Raw genomic sequence first — 25,697 nt, 5'->3', positions numbered from 1 at the left:
TCATGCCAGGAGAATACGACGTCGCCGTCGTCGGCGGCGGACTGCTCGGCTCCGCCATTGCCTGGGGCCTCGGCCGGCTCGGCAAGAGCGTCGCCGTGCTCGACGAAGGCGATATCACCAAGCGCGCCTCGCGCGCGAACTTTGCGCTGGTGTGGGTGCAGAGCAAGGGGCTCGGCATGCCCGCCTATACGGTGTGGACCGTGCAGGCATCGCAGGCGTGGGGACGGCTTGCGTCCGAGCTGAAGCAGCAGACGGGGCTCGACGTTTCGCTGCAGCAGAACGGCGGCTTCCATCTCACGCTCGGCGAGGACGAATTCGGCCAGCGCACCGAGCTCGTCAAGCGCATGCACAACCAGACCGGTGCGGCCGACTACAAGATGGAGATGCTGCGGCCCTCCGAGGTCAAGAAGGCGCTGCCGCTGATCGGGCCCGAGGTCTCCGGCGGCAGCTATTGCCCGCTCGACGGCCACGTCAATTCGCTGCGCACATTCCGCGCGTTCCACACGGGCTTCAAGGCGTTCGGCATCGACTATTTTCCGGAGCGTCCGGTCTCGGCGATCAGCAAGAGCGGCGGCGAGTTCCGCCTGACGACGCCCAAGGGCGAGCTGCGCGCCGCCAAGATCGTGCTTGCCGCCGGCAACGCCAACCAGACGCTGGCGCCGATGGTCGGCCTCTACGCGCCGATGGGGCCGACCCGCGGCCAGGTGGTCGTGACCGAGCGCACCATGCCCTTCCTGCCGCATCCGCTGACCACGATCCGCCAGACCGACGAGGGCACGGTGATGATCGGCGACAGCAAGGAGGACGAGCTCGACGATCGCACGCTGAAGCCTTCGATCAGCGGCGTCATGGCCGATCGCGCGCAGCGGATGTTCCCGCATTTGTCGCGGCTCAACGTGGTCAGGAGCTGGTCCGGCATTCGCGTCATGCCGCAGGACGGCTTTCCGATCTACGACCAGTCGGAGACGCATCCAGGCGCCTTCGTCGCCTGCTGCCATTCCGGCGTGACGCTCGCCTCCAACCATGCCTTCGAGATCGCGCGCATGGTGGCGCAGGGCGCGCTCGAGCCCGAGCTGGTCGGTGCGTTCTCGGCCAGCCGCTTTGGTAGCGCGGGCGCTGCGAACAGCAGCGGGTACTAGAGATATCAAGGAGCCAAGAGGCATCCCATGTTTAGACGATCCGAACAGGACAAACGCCCTCAGGTGCAGATCTTCGTCGACGGCGTTGCCGTTGCGGCGCGCCAGGGCGACACCGTTTCCGCCGCGCTATTGGCATCCGGCCAGGATGCACGGCGTTCCACCGCGGTGAGCGGCGCACCGCGTCTGCCCTATTGCATGATGGGCGTGTGCTTCGACTGCCTCGTCACCATCGACGGCGTCGGCAATCGCCAAGGCTGCCTCGTGCCTGTCGCTGAGGGCATGCAGATCGAAATCCAGAAGGGCAAGCGGGAGATCGGAAGATGACTGGGGCTCCCAAGCGCGAAGACTATGACGTCGTGGTGATCGGCGCCGGGCCTGCCGGCCTTGCCGCCGCCGCGACCTCCGCCGAAGCCGGCCTGTCGACGCTGCTGCTCGACGAGAACATCGGTCCCGGCGGGCAGGTGTTTCGCGCCATCTCATCGACGCCGGTCACCGAGCGCAACCAGCTCGGGGCCGACTATTGGGTCGGTGCCGATCTCGTGCAGTCGCTGCGCGCAAGCAAGGCGGAAGTCATCCAGCGTGCGACGGTCTGGAGCCTCGACCGCAATCTCGACATCGCCGTCTCGATCGGCGGCGCGTCCGCCTTCGTCAAGGCCAAGCGCGTGATCCTTGCGACCGGCGCGCTGGAGCGGCCGTTCCCGATTCCCGGCTGGACGCTGCCGGGCGTGATGACCGCGGGCGCGGCGCAGACCATGCTGAAGTCGTCAGCGCTGGTGCCGGACGGGCGCACGGTGATTGCAGGGCAGGGACCGCTGCTCTGGCTGCTCGCCGCGCAGATTTTGCGGCTTGGCGGCCGCATCGATCGCATTCTCGACACCACCGAGCGCGGCAACTACTTCGCCGCGCTGCCCCACGCCTTCGCGTTCCTGACCTCGCCCTATTTCGCCAAGGGCCTCTCCATGATGCGTGAGGTGAAGGCGAAGGTGCAGGTCGTCTCGGGCGTCACCGAGCTTGCGGCCTCCGGTGATGGTCAGCTCGCAAGCGTGAGCTATGTCGCCGGCGGCAAGCGCGAGACCATTCCTGCGGATCTCCTGCTGCTGCATCAGGGCGTCGTGCCCAACGTTAATCTGGCGATGGCGGCTGGCGTCGAGCATCGCTGGGACGATCTGCAATTGTGCTGGTCGCCGGTGCTGGATGCGAGCGGCAATTCGTCGGTCGCCGGCATCGCGATCGCCGGCGATGGCGCCGGCATCGGCGGTGCCAATGCCGCCGTGGTGCGCGGTCGCATCGCCGCGCGCGCCGCGGTGGAGGCACTGGCGCCCGCGGCTGCCGCAAAACTTCCAGCAATGGCAACGCTCCGCTCCGATCTCGCCAAGGCCGAGCGTGGCCGCCTGTTCCTCGACACGCTGTTCCGCCCAGCGCCGCAGTTCCGTATTCCCAAGGGCGACACCATCGTCTGCCGCTGCGAGGAGGTGACGGCCAAGGACGTTCTCGACTCCGTCGCGATCGGCGCGACCGGGCCGAACCAGCTCAAGGCCTATCGCCGCACCGGCATGGGCCCGTGCCAGGGCCGGCTCTGCGGCCTCACCGTCACCGAGCTGATGGCGCAGGCGCGGGGCAAGAGCCCGCAGGAGATCGGCTATTACCGGCTGCGTGCGCCGGTCAAGCCGATCACGCTCGCCGAGCTCGCCGCCGTTCCGAAGAGCGAGGCTGACGTCAAGGCCGTGGTGCGCGGATGACCCGGAATGTGGATGCGATCGTCATTGGCGGCGGCATCCACGGGTGCTCGACCACGCTGCATCTGTGCCTCGCCGGCCTGAAGCCGGTGCTGATCGAGAAGGACTATGCCGGCCGCCACGCCTCCGGCGTCAATGCCGGCGGCGTCCGTCAGCTCGCCCGGCACATTCCCGAGATCCCACTCTCGATCCGTTCGATGGGCATCTGGGAGAAGATCACCGATCTCCTCGACGACGATTGCAGCTTCGAGAGCTACGGCCAGGTGCTGGTCGCCGAGAACGAGGACGAACTCGCCGTCTGCCGCGCGCGCGTCGCCGAGCTCAATGCGCTCGGCTTCACCCATGAGGAGCTGATCGACGCCGCCGAATTGCGCCGGCTGGTGCCCGCGGTGGCCGAGACCTGCCCCGGCGGCGTGGTCTCGCGCCGTGACGGAGCGGCCAATCCGGCGCAGACGACGACGGCGTTCCGGCGCAAGGCCGAGCAGCTCGGCGCCACCGTGCGCGAGGGCATGGCCGCCGCCAACATCCGCTACAGCGACGGCCTCTGGCACGTCGATGCGGGTTCGGAAAGCTTTGCCGCGCCGGTGCTGGTCAATGCCGCCGGCGCCTGGGCCGGCAAGATCGCGGCCGATCTCGGCGAGCCGGTGCCGGTTGAGACCGTGGCGCCGATGCTGATGATCACCTCGCGCGTGCCGCACTTCATCGACCCCGTCGTGATCCTGCGCGGGCGAAAGCTCTCCTTCAAGCAGTTCAAGAACGGCACCGTGCTGATCGGCGGCGGCCATCTGGCCACGCCGTACCAGGATCGCAACGAGACGGTGCTCGACTGGAAGAGCCTTGCGACCAGCGCGCAGACCGTGTTCGAGCTGTTCCCGGTGATGCGCAGCGCGACCATCGTCCGCGCCTGGGCCGGCATCGAGGCGAAGATGAAGGACGATATTCCCGTGTTCGGGCCGAGCTCGCGTCACAAGGGCCTCTATCACCAGTTCGGCTTCTCGCTGCACGGTTTTCAGCTCGGTCCCGGTGCCGGCGCCGTCATGGCGGAGCTGATCGTCAACGGCGGCACCCAGACCCGCGTCGGCGATCTCGGCATCGACCGCTTCCATCCTTCCACGCTCTAAGAAGAGGACATCATGAGCATCACCCGCAGCATCCGCACGCCCATCATGCACCGCGCGGTCGAAGCCAACGGCTTCGTCTTCGTCGGCGGCACCATCGCCGACGACACCAGCGTTTCCATGGGCGACCAGACCCGCAACATCCTCGGCAAGATCGCCGGCTATCTGAAGGAGGCCGGCACCGACAAGAGCCGCGTCGTCAGCGCCTCGATCTTCGTCACGGATCTCTCCAGGAAGAAGGAGATGGATGCGGCCTGGACCGAGTTCTTCGGCGACAATCTGCCGACCCGCGCGACCGTCGGCGTCGCCGATCTCGGCGGCGGCGCACTGATCGAGGTGGTGGTCACCGCGCTCAAGGGTTGATCGCGCACGGCGACGAAGGACGACAGCGCCTCTCGCGCTGTTGTCTCCTCGCGCCGTGCCTTGATCTCGCCCTTCGATGGGACTACTTAAGGAGTTCCTCAACCAGGATATTCGCAGCCATGGATTTCACCCCGACCGCAACGCTCATCCGCCTTGCCCCCGGGGAATTCCATGCCTGCTTCAATCATCCTGTCGAACCTGTCGCTGTCCACGCCTGACGGCCGTCCTGTTCTCTCCAACATTGATCTGACATTCGCGGCCGAGCGGATCGGTCTCGTCGGCCGTAACGGCGTCGGCAAGACGACGTTGCTTGCGTCGATCTCAGGGGAACATGCCCCCCAATCCGGGCGCGTTCTGGTCAACGGCACCATCGGCCTGCTGCGCCAGGACGTGCAGATCCTCAACGGCGCGACCGTGGCCGATCTGTTCGGTGTGCGGCCGGCGCTGGAGCTGCTGCGCCGCGCCGAGCGGGGCGATGCCTCAGCCGACGACATCGCTGCGATCGACTGGACGCTCGAAGCGCGGCTCGAGGCAGCCCTGGCGCGGGTCGGGTTCGATCTGGCTCCCGATACGGAGCTCGCCTGCCTGTCCGGCGGCCAGATCACGCGGGTTCGCCTCGCGGCGCTGGTGTTCGCCGAGCCCGACTTCCTCCTGCTGGACGAGCCCACGAACAATCTCGACCGGGACGGACGCAAGGCCGTGACCGATCTCCTCGCCGCCTGGCGCGGCGGAGCGATCGTCGTCAGCCACGATCGGGATCTGCTCGATACGATGGATGCGATCGTCGAGCTGACGTCGCTCGGCGCCACGCGATACGGCGGCAATTGGAGCAGTTTTCGCGCACAGAAGGCCGTCGAGCTCGCGGCCGTGAGGCACGACCTCGCGCATGCCGAAAAGCGCCTGTCCGAGATCGACGACAAGGCGCAGGAGGCAGCCGAGAGGAAAGCGCGCAAGGACAGTGGTGGGAAGAAGAAGCGAGCCAAGGGCGACATGCCACGCATCCTCGCCGGCGCGCGCAGGGATCGCAGCGAAGACACCGGCGGCAAGGCCGCGCTGATCGCCGAGCGGCGGCGTGCAGAGGCGCTCGAGGCTATCGATACGGCGCGCCGGCGCATCGAGATTCTCCAGCCGCTGTCGGTCAAGCTGCCTGCGACTGGCCTGCCGGCGGGCAGGGAGGTGCTTTCGCTCGACCGGATCAGCGCGGGCTATCGGCCGGAGCGGCCGGTCTTGCGCGATCTTTCACTTGCCATTGTCGGACCGGAACGGGTCGCGCTGGTCGGCCCGAATGGTTCCGGCAAGACGACGCTGCTTAAACTCGTCGCGGGCGAGCTGCGCCCGCTCTCGGGCACCGTGAGGGTCAGGCCGGACTTCGCGTTGTTCGACCAGAAGGTCAGCCTGCTCGATCCCGCGATCTCGATCCTGGAGAATTTTGGACGTCTCAATCCGAAGGCGGGCGCGAATGAATGCCATGCCGCGCTGGCGCGGTTCATGTTTCGCGCCGATGCTGCCTTGCAGATCGTCGGACATCTCAGCGGCGGGCAGATGTTTCGCGCCGGCCTTGCCTGTGTGCTGGGCGGGCAAATGCCGCCGTCTCTGCTGATCCTGGACGAGCCGACCAACCATCTGGACATCGAGTCCATCGAGGCCGTTGAAGCAGGCTTGAGAGCATATGACGGCGCGTTGCTTGTCGTCAGTCATGACGAGGCATTCTTGCAGGCGATCGGAATTACGTGGCGGCTTGATCTCGCCGCCGAAGGTGATTCCAAAGGCCCGTCATCCGAATAATAAAAACCCGACGCGCTGCCCCCAGCGCGTCGGGTGGAAAAATAACTATCAATCAGTGATCCCAACACCACTGTTGTGACGCGTATCGCGCCAAATTTCTACTCCGGGAAACTACCGCGGCGGAACCGGACTGTTGTGGCCTCATGCGTTGCCGCCCGGCTCCAGCGCCTCACCGATCTCCAGCGGATGCGCCATGGTCTCGTGCAGCGCCTCGCGGTCGAGCTCGCCTTCGGAGATGCTGATGACGACGCAGGCGACGCCATTGCCGATCAGATTGGTCAGCGCGCGGCACTCGCTCATGAACTTGTCGATGCCGACCAGGATCGCGATCGACTGGATCGGGATGTCAGGGACGATCGATAGCGTCGCGGCGAGCGTGATGAAGCCGGCGCCGGTCACGCCGGAGGCGCCCTTGGAGGTGATCATGGCGATGCCCAAAATGCCGAGCTCCTGCCAGATGGTGAGATGGGTGTTGGTCGCCTGTGCCAAAAACAGCGTCGCCAGCGTCATGTAGATGTTGGTGCCGTCGAGGTTGAAGCTGTAGCCGGTCGGGATCACGAGGCCGACCACCGAGCGCGAGGCGCCGAGGTGCTCCATCTTCTGGATCATCTGCGGCAGCACCGTCTCCGAGGATGAGGTGCCGAGCACGATCAGGAGCTCGTCCTTGATGTAGGCGATGAAGCGCAGGATCGAGAAGCCGGCGAGCCGCGCGATCGCACCGAGCACGATCAGCACGAACAGGATGCTGGTCAGATAGAACGTGCCGATCAGGGCGGCGAGATTGAGCAGCGAGCCAAGGCCGTAGGCGCCGACGGTGAACGCCATCGCGCCGAAGGCGCCGATCGGCGCGACCCGCACGATGATGCGGATGATGCCGAAGAACATCTTGGCCGCCTTGTCGATCGCCTCCGCAATGGGCTCGCCGGCCTTGCCGAGGAAGGCGATGGCGAAGCCTGACAGAATCGAGATCAGCAGCACCTGGAGCAGGTCGCCGCGCGCGATCGCGCCGAGATAGCTGTCGGGAATGATCGCCATCAGATGGGCGACGATGCCCTCTTCCTTGGCCTTGGTGACGTAGGTCGCGACCGAGCTCGGGTCGATCGTCGCGGGGTCGATGTTGAAGCCGTGTCCGGGCTGGAGGATCTCGCCGACCAGCAGACCGACTGCGAGCGCGACGGTCGAGACCGTCTCGAAATAGATCAGCGACTTCAGCCCGACCCGGCCGACCCGCTTGAGATCGCCCATCGAGGAGATGCCGTGCACCACGGTGCAGAAGATGACAGGCGCGATCATCATCTTGATCAGCGCGATGAAGCCGTCGCCGAGCGGCTTCAAGGCCTTGCCGAGATCGGGATAGAAATAGCCGATGAGCACGCCGAGCACGATCGCGATCAGCACCTGGACGTAAAGGATCTTGTACCAGGGCTGGTGCCGGCGGTGGACGGCTGGCTGGATCGCAATCTGTGTCATAAAGTGAGCCCTGGAACGTATTGATCTTGCATGATTTGCATCATGTGATGGGCGCCGCAGAAGCGACAATCACATTTTTGTCGGATCGCACGAACATCGATCGTTGCACCGCAACTGGGGGAAACATGACGATCGCAACAGGCTCGGACGAGCAGGCACAGGGCTATTTTCCACGTTGGAAACTCAAGACGTCGGGCGTGATCATGCCGGAGGAGCGGCTGTCATGGGGCCAGACCATCATCTCCGGTCTCCAGCATTGCGTTGCGATGTCGGGCGCTACGATCATCGCGCCGCTGCTGATGGGGTTCGATCCCAATGTTGCGGTCCTGTTCTCCGGCGTCGGCACGCTGATCTTCTTCGTCATCGTCGCCGGACGCGTGCCGAGCTATCTCGGCTCGAGCTTCGCCTTCATCGCCGTCGTCATCGCGGCCACCGGCTATGCCGGGCAGGGGCCGAACCCGAACATCTCCGTTGCGCTCGGCGGCATCATCGGGGCCGGCGTACTGTACGGCCTGATTTCGCTGATCGTGATGTGGTCCGGTGTCGGCTGGATCGAAAGGCTGCTGCCGCCGGCCGTCACCGGTGCTGTCGTCGCCGCGATCGGCCTCAACCTTGCGCCGGTGGCGGTCAAGGCGGTGAGCGCCAATGCGTTCGACACCTGGATCGGGCTCGCGACCGTTCTGATCATCGGCGTAGTTGCCGTGGCGGCTCCAGGCCTGTGGCGCCGCCTGCCGATCATCCTCGGCGCGATCGGCGGATATCTCCTGTACCTGCTGTTCGCGAATGGCCTTGGCTTCGGCAAGCCGATCGACTTCGCCCAGCTTGCGGCCGCGCCGTGGCTCGGCCTGCCGAACTTCACGACGCCGACCTTTCAGGCCGATGCAATCTTTCTGATTGCGCCGGTTGCGGTCATTCTCGTCGCCGAGAACCTCGGGCACATCAAGGCCGTCGGCGCCATGACGGGCCGGAGCCTCGATGCGTATCTCGGCCGTGCCCTGTTCGCCGACAGCCTCGCGACGATCGTGGCGGCCTGCGGCGGCGGCACCGGCGTCACCACCTATGCCGAGAACATCGGCGTCATGGCGGCGACGAAGGTCTACTCGACCCTGCTGTTTGCGTTTGCGGCCGCGGTGTCGATCCTGCTCGGCTTCTCGCCGAAATTCGGCGCGCTGATCCTGTCGATCCCGGGTCCCGTCATCGGCGGCCTCTCGATCGTGCTGTTCGGATTGATTGCGGCGATGGCGGGCCGGATCTGGGTCGAGAACAAGGTCGACTTCGCAAACCCTGCGAATCTCATCACCGTCGCCGTGGCGCTGACCGCGGGCGCCGGCGACCTCACGCTCAAATTCGGCGCATTCACGATCGGCGGGATCGGCACCGCGACCTTCGGCGCGATCATCCTCTACCAGATTCTGACCTCGCCGCTGGCGCGGCGCGCGGAGTGAATCCCAGCAATGCGCCACACATACGAGCGTCATGCCCCGCGAAGGCGGGGCATCCAGTACGCCGCAGCTTTTCGGTTCGATCACGAGCGTCACGGCGTACTGGATCGCCCGCCCCAGTGCGCAAGCGCGCACAAGGCGGGCGATGACGGCGGAGAATGGGGCTTTAGCCCGCCTAGCAGCACTGCGTCAGCGGGATGGAACAAAACGGCGGTTCCATCCATGATGACGCATCCCGGAGAGAACACATGCCGCAAACCGAACGCTCAACCTCTTTTCCCTCCCGCCTCGTCGGCCAATACGCCCTCGTGACCGGCGCCTCGCAAGGCATCGGCCGCGCCGTCGCCATCCGGCTGGCGCAGGAGGGCGCGACTGTCGCCATCAACTATTTCGATCACCCTGGGAGGGCCGAGGAGACGCTCGCCCTGGCGCGATCGGCATCGAGCGACCGTGGCCACGGCAGGCTCGATCACATCATCGTCAAGGCCGACGTCGGCAATGAGCAGGAGATCGCCGCGATGTTCGAGACGGTTTTGGCGCGCTTCAAGCGCCTCGACTGTCTCGTCAACAATGCCGGCTTCCAGCGGGAATCGCCGAGCGATGCGCTCGACGTCGAAACCTATCGCCGCATCATCGACGTCAATCTCAACGGCGCGGTGCTCTGCGCGCAGAAGGCGCTGGCGCATTTCGTCGCGCGCGGCGGAGGCGGCAGCATCATCAACTGCTCCAGCGTCCACCAGATCATCCCGAAGCCGGGCTATCTCGCGTATTCCATCAGCAAGAGTGGTATGGCCGGTCTGACGCGGACGCTGGCGCTGGAGTTCGCCGGTCGCGGCATCCGCGTCAATGCGGTCGGTCCCGGCGCGATCGACACGCCGATCAACGCAGCCTGGACCGGGGATCCCGAAAAGCGCGCAGTCGTCACCAGCCACATTCCCATGGGCCGCGTCGGCACGCCGGAGGAGATCGCCGCCGTGTTCGCCTTCCTCGCCTCGGATGATGCCAGCTATATCACCGGGCAGACCATCTATGCCTGCGGAGGTGTGACGCTGTTTCCGGAGTTTCGCGAGAATTGGGCGAGCTGAACGTCAGCTTCGGACCACGCGTGCCCCGCGCGGGGATAGACGGGCAGGGCCGGTTGGGAGACTGCGGCGCCGTGTGCTATCGACCGTGAACGACGCTGCCGGTATTGGCAGGCGCCGACACATGACGGGCTCGTGACCACAACCATCAACATCAATGCCTACAGCGACGCGCTGGTGGTCCTCGGGACGGCCGGCGTCGTGGTGCCGATTGTCCGCCGTTGGGGCATCAATCCCGTGCTGGGCTATCTCGGTGCCGGCGCCATTCTCGGTCCGCTCGGGCTCGGCTCGGTCGTAAAGGACCTCCCGTTCCTGTACTGGTTCACGGTCACGGACGCGCAGAACGTCGAGGGGATTGCCAATCTCGGCATCGTGTTCCTGCTATTTCTGATCGGGCTCGAGCTGTCTTTCCGCCGGCTCGTCACGATGCGGCGGCTGGTGTTCGGGCTTGGCGGCCTGCAGGTGCTGGCGACGTCCGCCATGATTTTCGGCGCGACGCTTCTCGCCGGGCAGGGCTCCGATACGGCCGTCATCCTCGGCGCGAGCCTTGCGCTGTCCTCGACGGCGATCGTGCTCGAGCTGCTGTCCGCTGAGAGGCGGCTTTCCACCACTGCCGGGCGCGCCAGCTTCTCGGTGCTGCTGGCCCAGGACCTTGCAGTGGTGCCCATTCTGGTATTCGTCTCGGTGCTCGGCGCAGGCAGCGGCGGCTCCGTTGTGGCGCACATCTCCAGCGCGGTCCTAAAGGCCGCGCTGGCGGTCGCTGTCCTCACGCTGCTCGGACGGCTGCTGATGCGTCCGCTCTTCCAGATGGTTGCCGGCACCCATTCGACGGAGTTGTTTGTCGCTGCGACCTTGTTCGTCATCGTCGGCGCGGGGCTTGCCGCGCACCAGGCCGGTCTGTCGATGGCGCTCGGAGCATTCGTTGCAGGACTGATGCTCGCGGAAACGGAGTATGGCAAGGCCATCGAGGCCGCCGTCGAGCCGTTCAAGGGCCTGCTGCTCGGCATCTTCTTCTTCACCGTCGGCATGGCCATCGACTTCCGTGTGTTCATGCGCGAGCCTGGTTGGCTGCTGGCCGCCGTGATCGGCATTCTCGCCGGCAAGGCGATCGTGCTCATCATCCTGGGCCGCCTCTTCAGGCTCTCATGGCCGGCGGCAATCGAGATCGGATTCCTGCTGGGCCCCGTCGGCGAATTCGCGTTCGTCAGCATCGGAATGGCGGCGGCCGGCGGGCTGATCGAGCCTCGCGTGTCGAGCTTTGCTGTCGCCATCACCGCCGTGACGATGGCATTGACGCCGCTTCTGGGCATGCTCGGACGACGATTGGCCGCGAAGCTGGGTCCCGAGCGCACGCCCGATCCCGAACTGGCGGTTCGGCCACCCGGCGACCGGGCGCAAGCCATCGTGGTCGGCTACGGCCGCGTTGGAAAAGTCGTCTGTTCGCTGCTGACCAGCCATGGCCTGGACTACATCGCGGTCGATCATGAGGCCGTCAGCGTGGCGCGCGACCGCCGCGACGGTCACAAGGTCTACTTCGGTGATGCCACGGAACCGGGCTTCCTCGAAGCTTGCGGCCTGATGCAGACGACCGGAGTGATCATCACCATCCAGTCGCGAACAGCGATCGATGCCGTCGTCGAGCGAATCCGCGCGGTGCGACCGGATGTGCTGATCGTTTCACGCGCGAGGGACGCCGATCATGCCCGCCACCTCTATGCGATCGGCGCAACCGATGCGGTGCCGGAAACCATCGAGGCAAGCTTGCAGCTTTCCGAAGCCGCGCTGGTCGGCCTCGGAGTCGCGGCCGGGCAAGCGATCGCCTCGGTGCACGAGAAGCGGGACGAATTTCGGCTGACGCTGCAGCAAGCCGCTCGCAAGGCAGGACAAGAGAAGCCTCGTCCGCTCGATCGCACGGGGCGCCGGTCCCCGCGATAGCCGCCAGCCCGGCGGCCGTGCGCTGCGGACTGTCGTGATCTGGCGAAACACGCCCGCACGAACTACATTTGCGCCATGACGAATGCATCGCTTGCAAACCCTCCGCTCCAGGATTTCGTCGGCCGGCACGAAAATCTGTTCGTGCTGACCGGCGCCGGCTGCAGCACCAATTCGGGCATTCCCGATTACCGCGACAGAAACGGCAACTGGAAGCGGACCCAGCCGGTCAATTTCCAGGCCTTCATGTCGGACGAGCCCACGCGCCAGCGCTATTGGGCGCGCAGCCTGATCGGCTGGCGGCGGTTCGGCCAGGCGAAGCCGAACGATGCGCACCGCGCGCTGGCCCGGCTCGAAGCGGATGGCCGCTGCGGCATGCTGCTGACCCAGAACGTCGACCGGTTGCATCAATCCGCCGGCCACCGGCAGGTGATCGATTTGCATGGCCGGCTCGATCTCGTCCGCTGCATGGGCTGCGGGACGAAGACGCCGCGGAGCGAATTCCAGGATGCGCTCGGCCGCGTGAACGCGGAGTGGTTGACGCTCGATGCCGCCGATGCGCCGGACGGCGACGCCGATCTGGAGCACGCGGAGTTCTCGTCGTTCAAGGTACCTCCTTGCGAAGCCTGCGGCGGCATCCTCAAGCCCGACGTGGTGTTCTTCGGCGAGAACGTGCCGCGCGACGTGGTCGCCGCGGCGCAGGACCATCTGGCGCAGGCCGACGCCATGCTGATCGTCGGTTCGTCATTGATGGTCTATTCCGGATTTCGCTTCGTGCAGGCGGCCGCGAAACGGCAGATTCCGATCGCCGCGGTCAATCTCGGGCGTACCCGCGCCGACGATCTCCTGACGCTGAAGGTCGAGGAGCGCTGCGAAGCGGCGCTTGCATTCCTGCTCTGATCGCGCAGGCGCCGAACACGCCTTGCCTATTGCACAGGTGCCGCGCAGAATGGCCGGGAACAGCGTTGCCGGCATGCCTCATGGCACGGAAATTGCTGCGTTTTTTGGACCCTGTCTTGACGATCAGCACGGAGAATTTGGAATGCTTGAGGGAGCCGAGGTGCGGCTTGCCGTGGATATCGGTGGCACGTTCACCGACATCGTGCTGGACGTGGGCGAGGTGCGCAAGACGCGCAAGGTGCTGACCACGCCGCAGCGCCCCGAGCAGGCGGTGCTGGACGGCATGCGTCTCATCCTCGCCGATGCGCGCGCCCATATCAGCGATATCGACGTCTTCATTCACGGCACCACGCTCGCGACCAACGCGATCATCGAGCGCCGCGGCGCCAGGACGGCGCTGATCGCGACCGACGGCTTTCGCGACGTGCTCGATATCGGCACCGAGAGCCGCTACGACCAGTACGATCTCAGCATCGACAAGCCGAAGCCGCTGGCGCCGCGCAGCCTCCGCTTTACCGTACCCGAGCGCATCGACGCCCACGGCACCGTCCGCCTCCCGCTGGACGAAGCCTCGGTGCGCGCACTCGCGCCGAAATTGCAAGAGCTGGGCGTCGAGAGCGTCGCGATCGCCTTCCTGCACTCCTATGCCAATCCCGAGCACGAGCGCCGCGCGGCCGCGATCATTGCAGAAGAGATGCCGGGCATTTCGGTGACGGTGTCATCGGCCGTGTGCCCCGAGATCCGCGAATATGAGCGCACCTCCACGGCGGTCGCCAACGCCTATGTGCAGCCGCTGATCGACGGCTATCTCGCCCGCATGGCCGATGCCTTGCAGGTCGAGCAGTTTCGCGGCGCGATCTATCTCGTCACGTCGGGCGGCGGCGTCACCTCGATCGAGACGGCGCGGCGCTTTCCCGTGCGTCTCGTCGAATCCGGTCCTGCCGGCGGCGCAATCTTCGCGGCGCAGATCGCGGCACGGCTAGGGGAGAGCAAGGTGCTGTCCTTCGACATGGGCGGCACCACGGCAAAAATCTGCCTGATCGAAAAGTACCAGCCCGAGACCTCGCGCGTGTTCGAGGTCGATCGCGCCGCGCGCTTCCTCAAGGGCTCCGGCCTGCCGGTGCGCATCCCCGTGATCGAGATGGTCGAGATCGGCGCAGGCGGCGGCTCGATCGCCCATGTCGATGCGATGAAGCGCGTTACCGTCGGCCCGGAGAGTGCCTCGTCGGAGCCGGGCCCCGCCTGTTACGGTCGCGGCGGCCAGCGTCCGGCCGTGACGGATGCGGACGTCGCGCTCGGCATGATCGATCCCGATGCCTTTGCGGGCGGCACGATCAAGCTCGACCCGGAGCTGTCGAAACAGGCGCTGCTGCGCGATGTCGGCGAGGCGCTCGGCCTGTCGGCGGAAACCGCGGCCTATGCCGTGCACGAGGTCGTTTGCGAGAACATGGCGAGCGCGGCGCGCGTGCATGCGGTCGAGCGCGGCGCCGTGGTCGGCCAGCACACGCTGATCGCCTTCGGCGGTGCGGCGCCGCTGCATGCGGCGCGCGTTGCCGAGAAGATCGGCGTCTCCCGCGTGATCGTGCCGTCGAATGCCGGCGTCGGATCGGCGGTCGGATTCTTGGCGGCCCCCATCGCCTACGAGCTGGTGCGCAGCCGTCACGTCCGGCTCGACGATTTCGACACCAAGGCTGTCTCCGATCTCCTACAGGAGATGGCGAACGAGGCGCGTGCGCTGGTCGAACCTGGTGCTGCCGGCGCGCCGGTGCGCGAGCGCCGCGCCGCCTTCATGCGCTATGTCGGCCAGGGCCACGAGATCACCGTCGAGCTGCCGAACCGGCCGCTGACCTCGGCCGATCTCGCCGGCCTGCGCCAGAACTTCGAGACCGACTATTCGGCGATGTTCGAGCGTCCGATCCCGGGCGCGGCGATCGAGGTGTTGAGCTGGTCGGTGCTTGCCACCACCGAGGCGCGTAATCCGCCGGCCGTTGCGGCGGTCGCGCGCAAGCCCGCGGCCAAGGCATCCGGCAGCCGCAAGTTCTTCGACGGCAGGGCCGGCGAGGTGATCGAGATCCCGCTCTATCGTCGCGAGGACATGGCGCCGGGCGCGACCATCGCGGGCCCCGCCGTGATCGCGGAGGACGAGACCTCGACCTTCGTCTCCACCAGTTTTGACGCGCATATCGACGGTGCCGGCAGCATCGTCATGGAACGAAAGGCGGCCTGATCATGAGCAAGGCAAGCGGCGCGAGCCTGATCGACCTTCAGATCATGTGGCACCGGCTGATCGCCGTGGTCGAGGAGCAGGCGCAGGTGCTTTTGCGCACCGCGTTCAGCCCGATCGTGCGCGAATGCGGCGACCTCTCGGCCGGCGTGTTCGACCTCAAGGGGCGGATGCTGGCGCAGGCGGTGACCGGCACGCCCGGCCACGTCAACTCGATGGCGGAATCGGTCAAGCACTTCATCGATCACTTCCCGATCGCGACGATGAAGGAGGGCGACGCCTACATCACCAACGATCCCTGGATGGGCACCGGTCATCTCAACGACTTCGTCGTCACCACGCCGTGCTTCAAGGACGGCAAGGTCGTCGCGCTGTTCTCCTGCACCAGCCATCTGATGGACATCGGCGGCATCGGGTTCGGGCCTGATGCCACCGACGTGTTCATGGAGGGGCTCTACATCCCCATGCTGAAGCTGATCGACCAGGGCGTCGTCAACGAGACGCTGATGGCGATGATCCGCACCAATACGCGCCTGCCGATCGATACCGAGGGCGACACCTATTCGCTGGCCGGTTGCAACGACGTCGGCTGCGAGCGCCTGGTCGAGATGATGACCGAGTTCGGCATCGACACGCTCGACGAGCTCGGCGATTACATCTGCCACCGCTCGCGCGAGGCGGTGCTGGCCGAGATCGCAAAGCTGCCGAAGGGAAGCTGGCGCAATACGATGGTGGTCGACGGCTATGACGCGCCGGTCACGCTGGCCGCGACGCTGACGATCTCGGACAAGGGCATTCACGTCGATTTCGACGGCACCTCGGCCGCGTCGAAATTCGGCATCAACGTGCCCCTGTCCTACACCACGGCCTACACCGTGTTCGGCCTCGGCTGCGTCGTCGCCGCGCAGATCCCCAACAATGCCGGCTCGCTCTCGCCGCTGACGGTGTCGGCGCCCGCGGGTGCGATCCTCAATGCGCCGAAACCGGCGCCGGTCGCCTCGCGCCACATCATCGGCCAGATGCTGCCCGACGTCGTGTTCGGCTGCCTGCGCCAGATCATTCCCGAGCGCGTGCCGGCGGAGGGCACTTCGTGCCTATGGAATCTCGTCGTCCGCGGCGAGACCCGCTCGGGCGCCGGTGGTAATTATGGGTTCTCGATGGCGGTGACCTCCAATGGCGGCACCGGCGCGCGTTTCGGCAAGGACGGCCTCTCCGCCACCGCCTATCCCAGCGGCGTGCGCGGCACGCCGGTCGAGATCGCGGAGACGCAGACGCCGCTGATCTTCTGGCGCAAGGAGCTGCGTCCGGATTCCGGCGGCGCGGGGCGCACCCGCGGCGGGCTCGGCCAGATCATCGAGGTCGGCAGCGGTGTCGATGCGCCGTTCGACATCCTCGCGGCGTTCGATCGTATCGATCATCCGCCGCGCGGCCGCGATGGCGGCCAGAACGGCGAGGCCGGCTATGTCGGCCTCAAGTCCGGCAAGAAGCTGCGTGGCAAAGGTTTTCAGCAGGTGCCGCCGGACGACCGGCTGGTGGTGATGACACCCGGCGGCGCCGGCATCGGTGATCCCGGGGAGCGCGATCGTGCGGCCGTCAAGGACGACATCGCGAGAGGTCTCGTGTCTTCGGAGAACGCGGTCAAGGTTTACGGGTACGCGCGTTGACGCCAACGCACCGATCGGCTTCGTGCTGCTGCTGACGCTGCGGCCGGACATCGTCACGATCCTGCCGCGTATGCTTTACGGATAGCCGTTTCGGTCCGGTGGAGATCGAACGGTCAGCGCTGCTGTCGTTTCAATTTGCCCCCGCGCCAATTCGCCCCCCGCGCGCATTCCGTCTTTGCACGTTTCGTGATCCGTCGTACGCTGTGCGAGCAGACGTGCAACAGCAATCACGGCAGTGAACGTGGCTCCCTTGGCGACATGCGCCGAGAGAGGGGGCATCTGTTGGCAGCTCATGTCCGATGGAGGACAGTCGACGCGTACTGAACTGCAAACATTCCTCGCAGCGGCGTTCACGAGACGCAATCAATAAACACCAAGCGGGAGGAAGTGCATATGAGGAAGCAGTGGCTCAACTCGGGCTTGCCTGTTCTCGCCGTTGCGGCATTCGCGGCGTCGGCGGCGCTGGCCCAAGCCGTGGATACGGCCCGGATCGAGGCCGCCGGCCAGAACGACTGGCTCACCTATCACGGTTCATACAAATCCCATCACTATAGCCCGCTCGCGCAGATCAACGCGAACAACGTCGGCAATCTGAGCGTAGCCTGGATGCACATTCCAGGACGATCGACGCGCGGCCTGCAGTCGATGCCGCTCGTCGCCGACGGCGTACTGTACTACTCGGGTTCCTACAGCCGTGTCTTCGCGCTGAACGGTGCGACGGGCGAGGTCAACTGGTCGTTCTTTCCGGAACTGGATGAAGCGCTCATCAGCCGGCAGACCCACTCTCCCCTACAATCGCGGCGTAGCTCTCGGCGAAGGCAAGGTCTTCGTCGGCACGATGGATGGTCGTGTCTTCGGGCTGGATGCGAAGACCGGAAAAGTCCTCTGGGAGACCAGGCTGATCGACTCGCAGAAGCTCACGGTCGGCTTCACCGGCGCGCCGCTTTACGCGAAGGGCAGCGTGATCATCGGCGCGCAAGGCGGCGAATGGCCGGGCCGCGGCCCGATCTTCGCTCTTGACGCCACCACCGGAAAGAAGAAGTGGGAGTTCCTGACGGTCGCGGGTACCGACGAAGCCATGAAGACCTGGGGCAACGATTCCTGGCGCACCGGCGGCGGTGGCGGCTGGATGCCGGGCACCTACGATTCCGAGACCAACACCATCCTGTGGGGCACCGCAAATCCGGCGCCGCTCTACGACTGGTCGGGCGCCGACTACAAGACGCAGGGCGCGCGTCCCGGCGACAATCTCTACACGAGTTCGGTGATCGGCCTCGACATCGATTCCGGCAAGCTGAAATTCTACCATCAGGAACTCCCGCACGATGCCTGGGACTTCGACAGCGCCGTCGGCGAGTTCGTGATGCTCGAGCGAGACGGCCAGAAATACGTGGTTCATCCGAACAAGGGCGGCTTCGTCTTCGTCTACGACCGCAATCTCGGCGTGAAGAACGTCTGGCGGCTGGTCGAGAACATCAACTTCGTCAAGGATATCGATCCCAAGACCGGCGCGTTGATCGGCCGTCGCGATTTCCCGGTCGGAAAGGTCACCGAACCGCCGCTGTGTCCGTTCATTGGCGGCGGCATCAGCTGGAACGCCGGCTCGTACAGCCCGAAGACCGGTCTCTACTACAAGATCGGCCAGGAATGGTGCATGACGCTCGATATCCAGAAGACGACGCCGGTCACCGCGCCGCAGGTTCAGCTCAACATCGGCGCCGATTTCAAGATGGCGCCGCCTCCGGGCGGTGAGATCTATGGACACCTCGACGCGCGCGACCCCATCACGGGGGCAAAGAAATGGGAGGTTCGCTACCCCGAGCCGCCGCTCGGGAGCGTGCTGTCGACCGGCGGCAATCTGGTGTTCGTGCCTGATTCCCGCGGCGTCCTTCACGCCTACGATGCGGAAACCGGGGCCGAGCTGTGGAAGCACAACAATGGCACCGGCCACCAGGGCGGCATCGTCAGCTACTCCACGGGCGGCAAGCAATATATCGCCGTGACAGCGGGCTTTGGTGGCATGCTGGCGGACGAATATGCGCCGAACTTCGGCGGCGTCTACAAGAGCATGCCGCGTGACGACGGCGCGCTCATCGTCTTCAGCCTGAAATAGCCTGCCGCAAACATCGGTCATGGAGCGGGCGCTGGGCCCCTCCGTGACCGGTCGAAGCGGCCGTGCGTGATTTCAGGAATGGAGCGGACGTGTTGAGACTGCATTTGAAGACGATTCCTGCGGCACTGGGCGCCTCGCTGCTGTGCGCCGTGACGGCGCAAGGGCAATCCGCCACGCCTGCGCCGGAGAACGGGACGTTCGAGGTCGAACAGGTGTTCGCGGGGACCTGCGGCTTCTGTCACTCCGACGGCGGCCGGGCGCCCGGCAAGGGGCCGCAACTGATGAACTCGCCGCGCGACGACGACTTCCTTCGCAGCCGTATCAAGCACGGCAAGCAGGGCGCGATGCCGGCATTCGACGGCGCCTTCACCGACGCCCAGATCGACCAGATCCTCAAATACATCCGCGCCTTGAAGCCGCGCGAGGGTTGAACCGCCAGGACCCGATTCATCAAGACCCGATCCATCCGGATGAGAACACGGAATGAAGGCATCCGTCCCGGCCATCGTCGCTGCCGCCATCGTTCTGTCGGGACCCGCGCAGGCGCGAACCCTTGAGGCGATCCGTTCGAGCGGCGTGATCGGGCTGTGCGCGCATCCCAATTCGCTTCCCTTTGCGCGCAAGGCCGGCGATCCGCCCGGCTTTCAGGTCGAGTTCGGTCGGGTGCTGGCACGCGAGCTCGGTGTCTCGCTGAGGCTCGACTGGATCATCACGCAATATCAGATGCGCAGCGCCGGCTGTGACATCCTTCTGGACGTCATCGCGGACCGCGAAGCGCAGGGCGAAACCCGCCTGAGGATCTCGAAACCGTATTATCGCACGGGCGTCGCGCTCGCGGTGCCGTCATCCAGCACGCTCACCTCGTTCGGGAGCCTCAACGAGGCGACCAGGGTGGGCGTGCAGGTTGGATCGATCGCAGCCATGATCATCGGTCAACGACGCGTGCCGACCTCGACCTTCGGCTTCGAGAGCGACAGCCTAGAGGCCGTGTCGAACCATGAGATCGATGCCGCCGCCGTCACGCCCACCGCGGCGAGCTATTTCAACCTGACGCATCCGGACAAGGCGCTTCGGATCCTGGATCGCGACGAGAGCGTCGTCGATCTCAACTGGAACGTCGCCGTCGGCATGATCCGTCCGGACGATGCGTTGCGCGAAGCCATCGACGGAGCAGTGGAGCGGCTGCGAAGCGACGGCACGATCGACCGGATCTACGGCCGCTACGGGATCGTGCTGCAGGCGCCGAGATAATCGAGCACGACGGAACGGCTTTGGTTGGATCGATTGCCGCGGCTCGTTCACCTCTCCCGCTTGCGGGAGAGGTCGCGCCGAAGGCGCGGGTGAGGGCTTTCTCCTCGTGGGGATTGTCCCGTTGGAGAAGCACCCTCTCCCCAACCCTCTCCCGCAAGCGGGAGAGGGAGCGCACCTCCGTCGTTGCAGCGATCGAGCCTCATTTCATCGCGCTTCAGGCCGCCGCCTTCTTCCGCGCGAGCTCGGCCTTGTACAGCTCGAACTCCTCCGCAATCGCCTTGGCAACCGAAGGCCGCTGACGCAGGCGCTCGTAATACGCCTTCACGTTCGGCCATTTCGCGAGCTCGATCGGCGGCGTCGCCATGGTCCAGTTGATGACCGTGACGAGATAGGCATCGGCCACGCTGAAGTGGTCGAGCAGGAACTCGCGACCCTTCAGGTAGTCGTCGAGATAGTCGAGCCGCGACAGGTTCTTCTCCAGCACATAGGCTTTCGCTTCCTGCGGCGCCTTGCGATCCAGCACGGGGATGAACAGGCCCTTGTGCAGCTCGGTGCCGATGAAGCAGAGCCATTGGTGCAGCCGGGTGCGCTCGATACCTGCCGTGGCGCCGAGGCCGGATTGCGGAAAACGGTCCGCGACATATTGCAGGATCGCGGCGTTCTCGGTCAGCACCACGCCTTCGTCGGTGCGCAGCGTCGGCACGAGGCCGATCGGGTTGACGGTGCGGAAGTCGGAGCCGTCGTTCAGCACGGTCTTGGTCGGCGGATCGACTTCGAGATAATTCGCCTCGGCGCCGGCTTCATACAATGCGACGCGCGTCGCCATCGAACAGGCGAGCGGCGAGAAATAGAGATCCATCTGTAGCCTCCTTGGGCATTCCTCTTTGGGTGTCGCTCAACCTGGCCAGATTGATTTTTGTACCATCTTGCATAATATATCCGCGGTCAAGGATTATTTTGCGAAATGGTACAAAAATCAAAGCCGCCAGCTGCTGCCAATCAGCCCGAGCGCCGCGGCGAACCTAAGCGCCGCGGCCGTCCCCGCGCCTACGAGCCCGACATCGCGCTCGGCAAGGCGCTCGATCTGTTCCGCAAGCAGGGTTTCGCGGCCACCTCGCTCGACGATCTCAGCGAAGCGACCGGTATGAACCGGCCGAGCCTCTACGGCGCATTCGGCGACAAGCGCGAGCTCTACATCAAGAGCTACCAGCGCTATCGCGAGGAGGCGGCCTCCTCCATGGTCGAGATCTTTCGCCAGGAGATGCCGCTGCGCCAGCGGCTGGAGCGCATCTACGCTTCTGCGCTCGACATCTATCTGTCCGGCGACACCGGCCCCCGCGGCTGCTTCACGGTCGTCACCGCGGCCTCCGAGGCCGTCGGCGATCCCGAGATCCGCGCCATGGTGCTCGACGGCCTCACCGGGCTCGACAAGGCGTTTGCAAGCTGCTTCCGCCGCGCCAGGGAGAAAGGCGAGTTGCTGGAGAGCGCCGATCCGGTCGCCCTGGCGCAGCTCGCCTCCGCCACCATCCACACCATCGCCATCCGCTCGCGCGCCCGCGTCCCGCGCAAGGAGCTCGAGGCGATCGTGAAGGGCGCGATCGATGTGATGGTGGGGGCGGGACGATAGTGAGTATGTGGCGCAAGCCCCCTCCCCAACGTCGTCCTGGACAAGCGCAGCGAAGCGGAGCGCAGATCCAGGACCCATAACCACCGAATTTGGTTTGGCGAAGACTCGGGGTGACCGGCTCGCGCCGCAACTTCTCCCTGGGGTAATGGGTCCTGGCTTTCGCCAGGACGACATCTAATTTGCAGCCCCGCTTACGCCGCGCGGATCTGCGCCAGGAACCGGTCGACCTCATCCCGCAGCCGCTGCGACTGCTTCGACAGCTCGATCGCCGAGCCCAGCACTTCCTCGGCCGCCGTGCCGGTGGCTGCGATGCCGTCGGTGACACCTGCGATGTTCTGGGAGACCTCGCCGGTGCGGGCCGCGGCCTGCTGGACGTTCTGTGCGATCTCCTGCGTCGCCGTGCCCTGCTGCCCGACGGCAGCGGCGATCGCCGCGGAGATTTCGTCGACCTGCTGAATCGTCGTGCAGATCGACTGGATGCCGTCAACCGCGCCTGATGTCTCGCCCTGCACGGCCGTCACCTGCGCGCCAATCTCCTCCGTCGCTTTCGCGGTCTGGGTCGCAAGTGCCTTCACTTCGGAGGCGACCACGGCGAAGCCGCGGCCGGCTTCGCCCGCGCGCGCCGCTTCGATCGTCGCATTCAGCGCGAGAAGATTGGTCTGGCCCGCAATGCCGTTGATGAAGGAGACGACGTCGCCGATCTTCTGCGCGGCATCGGCGAGGCTCTGCACGCGCGCGTTCGACTGCCTTCCGTCGCTGGCGGCCTTGCCGACCACCTCGGTCGCATGCGCCAGCCGCCGGCTGATCTCGGTCATCGATGACGACAATTCTTCCGCGGCCGCCGCCACCGTCTGCACGTTCTCCGAAGCGAGGGCCGAGGCCGACGATACCGTGCGGGTCTGCTCACGCGACTGCGCGACGATGGCCGACATCGAGCGCGCGGTGTGCTCCATCTCGACCGCCGCGGCGGACACCGTGGTGACGACGTCGCGGATGCTGGCCTCGAAATTGTCGGCGAGCGCGGCAAAGGCGCGCCGCTTCTCAGCTTCCGACTGCGCCTTGGCCTCGAGCTGCTCGGCCTGGAGTTTCGCAAAATTCACCGCGTTGTCGCGGAACACCGCAACCGCCTTCACCATCGCGCCGACCTCGTCGTTCGCCTTGCTGACGGGCACGTCAACATCGAGACGTCCGTCCGCGAGCTCGCGCATCACTGACGTGATCGACAGGATCGGCCGCGAGATGCTGCGGGCGATGAGATAGCCGACGATCGCGGCGAGCACGAGCCCCAGCGCGGCGATGCCGATCGAAAGCCACCAGGCGCGGTCGGCGGAAGCCTCGTAATCGGCATTGTCCATCACCAGCTCGACCGCGCCGAGCGGCTTTCCGGAAAAGTCCTTGATCGGCCCGAGCAGCGCGGCGACCGGCACGTTGTCGAGCTTGGCCTGCCGCACCGTAAAATCGCCGCCGGTGGCGCGGCCGTAATCGGCCGCGTCGAAGAAGCTCTTGCCCTTCAGCGTGCCGCCGAACAGCTTGAAATTCGAGCCGTCGGCGAGGTGGAAGGCGACGTCCACATGGCGGTTGGTCCTGAAGTCGTCGAAGAAGGGCTGGCCGAAGCTCAGGCCGAATTCGACGGTGCCGAGATGCTTGGCCCCTTGCACGATCGGCACCACGCCGCGGATGCCGAGCCCCGCCACGCCGCCCTCGAGCCCGACCACGACCTTGCGGTCCTGGTTGGCGGCGACGACGGTCTTGCGGAAGCCGGAGAGGTCGTCGCCGAATTTCGCCGGCTGATGCACGCGCAGGAAAGAGGTCGCCGGCGGTACGTGGAACTGGAATTGGTCGACGCCGTAGTCGGACTTGATGGCGGCAAACACCGGCCCGAACAGACGCACCAGCGCCTCGCGGTCCTGCTTCGCCATCGCCTCCTGCGTCGCCGGCATGGCCGCCACCACGGCGCTCATCGCGGCGGCGCGATGCGACTCCTCCGCGATGCGCGATAGCAGGGCATCGTAATGGCTGCGCAGCTCGCGCTGGTCGGCGCGGTCGATGATCCCTGCGATGATCCACATCGCGCCCAGCACCGCGATCAGCGCGGTCGCCGCCGCCGTCGCCGCCAGCGCAACCGTGATCCGCATCCTGAGGCCGAGGCTCGCGCGCATGTCCGACTCGTTCTTTGAGCGTTGGTTAAGAACGCCTATCAATTTCTCGCTAAGAGAGGGTGAACGGGGCGGGCGCGCGGGTTGGTTGTGGGGGGCGGGCTGCCCGCCAAAATACCGGTGTCGTCCCGGCCCCCGTGCGCAATTGCGCACTAGGCCGGGACGACACAGGATTTGTGGGGCGAATTATCTCCCCAACGTCGTCCTGGCGAAAGCCAGGACCCATAGCCACCGAATCTGGTTTGGCGAAGACTCGGAGTTGCCGCCGTCGCGCCGCAACTCCTCCCTGGGGTAATGGGTCCTGGCGTTCGCCCATGGGCGCTAAAATAGGATTTGCGCATTGGATTGGCTTGTGATTCCAAATTGGGATGGCACACGAATCGCTTGTGAACGAGGACTGGGCGCGTGTTGTCGCCCGGCTTGGCGGCGCCGAAGCGCTCAACGTTAGCGCGCGCGAGACGAAGGCGTTTGTCCGCCCGCGGGAAATCAGCAATGCGGTGGATTTGCTGCGCTTGATCCTGGCGTATTGCCTTGGCGAGCGAGGTCTGCGGTTGACGGCGGCATGGGCCACGTCGGTGGGCCTTGTCGATATCTCCAACGTGGCTCTGTTGTATCGGTTGCGTCAGTGCGGAGATTGGCTGGCGAAGTTGATAGGCCAAGCACTGGCGAGCGGTGCGCCGAAGGCGAGCCACGGCCGCCTGATCCGCATTGTTGACGCCACGACGGTCCCGAAGGCTGGGACGAGCGGCAGGAACAAGAACGCGGTGTGGCGCATACACAGCGCGTTCGATCTTCCGCAGGAGCGCTTTGGTCACTTCGAGCTGACCGATCAGCGAGCGGGCGAGACGCTGGACCGGATACCGGTGATTGCCGGCGAAATCCGTCTTGGCGACCGCGCTTATCTGCAACCGGAGCGCATGGCACGTCTCGTCGATGCCGGCGCGGACTTCGTGATCCGGTCCGGCTGGAAGAGCGCGCGTTGGGTTGATGCCAAAGGTGGTCTGGTCGATCTGACGGCCGAACTGCGCAAGGCTTCGGCATGTGGCCTGATCGATCGACCGATCTGGATAAAACGCAAGTCTGGCGCACCGCTGCTCGCTCTGCGTCTGGTTGCCGTCAAGAAGCCGGCGCAAGCGGCCGCGGTCGCACGACGCAAGGCGCGCCGAACGGCCCAAAAGGGAGGCCACCAGCTCTCCAGGCAAACACTTGACGCTGCAGATTGGGTGATCCTGGTGACCTCGCTCGCACCGGAGGACTTCTCAACGAGCGATGTCCTTGCCCTCTATCGGCTGCGATGGCGCATTGAACTCGGCTTCAAGCGGCTCAAGAGTTTGATTGGCCTGAAGGGCCCTCCCGGAACTGACGAGCGGTCCGCCAGGCCCCACATCCTCGCTCATCTGCTGATCATTCTCCTGCTCGAGCCACTCGTCGACGAACTCGAGGACTCTCCCCGCTTGGCCGAGGCCGCCTGACCCGTCCAGGGACCTGGCGTCTGCTCCGCCAACTCGTCGCCTCGCTCCGACAAGCAATCATGCCCCAACCCGCGATTGCTTGCCTGCGCAGACTTCGCTCCACGCTCGGACGGCATCTACACGAACCACCAAGACGAAAACGTCGCTATCAAGCAATGCAACTATTTTAGCGCCCATGGGCGTTCGCCAGGACGACACCGGAGGTGTGGCGGCCGCGTGTGGC

The 25,697-nt window shown here is 65.6% G+C and carries 19 protein-coding genes and 1 pseudogene; 17 read left to right on the top strand and 3 right to left on the bottom strand.

The genetic code is table 11. The features are described 5' to 3' along the window. Window positions 1-2 precede the first annotated feature (2 nt). The 6 genes from ACVJ19_RS05315 to ACVJ19_RS05290 all read left to right on the top strand — a co-directional run bounded on the left by ACVJ19_RS05315 (window position 3) and on the right by ACVJ19_RS05290 (window position 6,141). On the top strand, window positions 3-1,139 hold the full coding sequence (locus ACVJ19_RS05315) for an NAD(P)/FAD-dependent oxidoreductase (protein ID WP_453949948.1): 1,137 nt from the start codon (window positions 3-5) through the stop codon (window positions 1,137-1,139). 27 nt (window positions 1,140-1,166) lie between these two features. Beyond that, entirely contained in the window at window positions 1,167-1,463 is a 297-nt protein-coding gene (locus ACVJ19_RS05310) for a (2Fe-2S)-binding protein (RefSeq protein WP_018641635.1), read from the top strand. Continuing rightward, the gene (locus tag ACVJ19_RS05305) at window positions 1,460-2,878 is read left to right on the top strand and encodes an FAD/NAD(P)-dependent oxidoreductase (protein ID WP_453949949.1); all 1,419 of its coding nucleotides are present in this window, start codon (window positions 1,460-1,462) and stop codon (window positions 2,876-2,878) included. The genes ACVJ19_RS05310 and ACVJ19_RS05305 overlap by 4 nt, the downstream gene beginning before the upstream one ends. Continuing rightward, window positions 2,875-3,996: an NAD(P)/FAD-dependent oxidoreductase gene (locus ACVJ19_RS05300; RefSeq protein ID WP_453949950.1), complete on the top strand. Its 1,122-nt coding sequence runs from the start codon at window positions 2,875-2,877 to the stop codon at window positions 3,994-3,996. Before ACVJ19_RS05305 ends, ACVJ19_RS05300 begins: the two co-directional genes overlap by 4 nt. Before the next feature lie 12 nt (window positions 3,997-4,008). Continuing rightward, window positions 4,009-4,356 carry a RidA family protein gene (locus ACVJ19_RS05295; RefSeq protein ID WP_314962422.1) on the top strand — a complete coding sequence of 116 codons (348 nt, stop codon included), beginning with the start codon at window positions 4,009-4,011 and terminating at the stop codon, window positions 4,354-4,356. 171 nt (window positions 4,357-4,527) lie between these two features. Then, window positions 4,528-6,141, top strand: a complete 1,614-nt coding sequence (locus ACVJ19_RS05290; RefSeq protein ID WP_453949951.1) for an ABC-F family ATP-binding cassette domain-containing protein — start codon at window positions 4,528-4,530, stop codon at window positions 6,139-6,141. Window positions 6,142-6,282: 141 nt separating this feature from the next. Here ACVJ19_RS05290 and ACVJ19_RS05285 read toward each other — a convergent pair whose 3' ends face one another. Next, the gene (locus ACVJ19_RS05285; protein ID WP_456739357.1) at window positions 6,283-7,611 is read right to left on the bottom strand and encodes a dicarboxylate/amino acid:cation symporter; all 1,329 of its coding nucleotides are present in this window, start codon (window positions 7,609-7,611) and stop codon (window positions 6,283-6,285) included. Window positions 7,612-7,736: 125 nt separating this feature from the next. Here ACVJ19_RS05285 and ACVJ19_RS05280 point away from each other — a divergent pair, with 125 nt between their 5' ends. The 9 genes and pseudogenes from ACVJ19_RS05280 (at window position 7,737) to ACVJ19_RS05240 (ending at window position 20,219) form a co-directional block, all read left to right on the top strand. Further along, window positions 7,737-9,056 carry a solute carrier family 23 protein gene (locus tag ACVJ19_RS05280; RefSeq protein WP_453949952.1) on the top strand — a complete coding sequence of 440 codons (1,320 nt, stop codon included), beginning with the start codon at window positions 7,737-7,739 and terminating at the stop codon, window positions 9,054-9,056. Between the two features lie 245 nt (window positions 9,057-9,301). Continuing rightward, on the top strand, window positions 9,302-10,138 hold the full coding sequence (locus ACVJ19_RS05275) for an SDR family oxidoreductase (RefSeq protein WP_453949953.1): 837 nt from the start codon (window positions 9,302-9,304) through the stop codon (window positions 10,136-10,138). 132 nt (window positions 10,139-10,270) lie between these two features. Further along, window positions 10,271-12,070 (top strand): cation:proton antiporter domain-containing protein, encoded by a 1,800-nt coding sequence (locus ACVJ19_RS05270; protein WP_453949954.1) that lies wholly within the window; start codon window positions 10,271-10,273, stop codon window positions 12,068-12,070. A 75-nt stretch (window positions 12,071-12,145) separates the two neighbouring features. Continuing rightward, window positions 12,146-12,967: an NAD-dependent protein deacetylase gene (locus ACVJ19_RS05265; RefSeq protein WP_453949955.1), complete on the top strand. Its 822-nt coding sequence runs from the start codon at window positions 12,146-12,148 to the stop codon at window positions 12,965-12,967. A 142-nt stretch (window positions 12,968-13,109) separates the two neighbouring features. Then, window positions 13,110-15,194, top strand: coding sequence for a hydantoinase/oxoprolinase family protein (locus ACVJ19_RS05260; RefSeq protein ID WP_453949956.1), 2,085 nt, complete (start codon window positions 13,110-13,112; stop codon window positions 15,192-15,194). A gap of 2 nt (window positions 15,195-15,196) precedes the next feature. Further along, window positions 15,197-16,855 carry a hydantoinase B/oxoprolinase family protein gene (locus tag ACVJ19_RS05255; RefSeq protein ID WP_453949958.1) on the top strand — a complete coding sequence of 553 codons (1,659 nt, stop codon included), beginning with the start codon at window positions 15,197-15,199 and terminating at the stop codon, window positions 16,853-16,855. A 393-nt stretch (window positions 16,856-17,248) separates the two neighbouring features. After that, a pseudogene (locus ACVJ19_RS05250) lies at window positions 17,249-18,968 on the top strand (outer membrane protein assembly factor BamB family protein). Window positions 18,969-19,057: 89 nt separating this feature from the next. Further along, window positions 19,058-19,399: a c-type cytochrome gene (locus tag ACVJ19_RS05245; RefSeq protein WP_453949960.1), complete on the top strand. Its 342-nt coding sequence runs from the start codon at window positions 19,058-19,060 to the stop codon at window positions 19,397-19,399. A 52-nt stretch (window positions 19,400-19,451) separates the two neighbouring features. Continuing rightward, on the top strand, window positions 19,452-20,219 hold the full coding sequence (locus ACVJ19_RS05240) for a substrate-binding periplasmic protein (RefSeq protein WP_453949961.1): 768 nt from the start codon (window positions 19,452-19,454) through the stop codon (window positions 20,217-20,219). Window positions 20,220-20,433: 214 nt separating this feature from the next. Here the strand turns inward: ACVJ19_RS05240 and ACVJ19_RS05235 are convergent, their stop codons facing one another. After that, on the bottom strand, window positions 20,434-21,078 hold the full coding sequence (locus ACVJ19_RS05235; protein WP_453949963.1) for a glutathione binding-like protein: 645 nt from the start codon (window positions 21,076-21,078) through the stop codon (window positions 20,434-20,436). Between the two features lie 105 nt (window positions 21,079-21,183). Here ACVJ19_RS05235 and ACVJ19_RS05230 point away from each other — a divergent pair, with 105 nt between their 5' ends. After that, window positions 21,184-21,846: a TetR/AcrR family transcriptional regulator gene (locus ACVJ19_RS05230; RefSeq protein WP_453949964.1), complete on the top strand. Its 663-nt coding sequence runs from the start codon at window positions 21,184-21,186 to the stop codon at window positions 21,844-21,846. 191 nt (window positions 21,847-22,037) lie between these two features. Here ACVJ19_RS05230 and ACVJ19_RS05225 read toward each other — a convergent pair whose 3' ends face one another. After that, complete coding sequence (locus tag ACVJ19_RS05225; protein WP_453949966.1) at window positions 22,038-24,005, bottom strand: cache domain-containing protein; 1,968 nt, start codon at window positions 24,003-24,005, stop codon at window positions 22,038-22,040. A 365-nt stretch (window positions 24,006-24,370) separates the two neighbouring features. Here ACVJ19_RS05225 and ACVJ19_RS05220 point away from each other — a divergent pair, with 365 nt between their 5' ends. After that, window positions 24,371-25,474: an IS4 family transposase gene (locus tag ACVJ19_RS05220; protein ID WP_453947895.1), complete on the top strand. Its 1,104-nt coding sequence runs from the start codon at window positions 24,371-24,373 to the stop codon at window positions 25,472-25,474. The last annotated feature ends 223 nt before the right edge of the window (window positions 25,475-25,697 follow it).

Source organism: Bradyrhizobium sp. USDA 376, from assembly GCF_054063675.1.
Note: the sequence above shows the minus strand (reverse complement) of the source record. Positions and strands in the feature narration are given on the sequence as shown.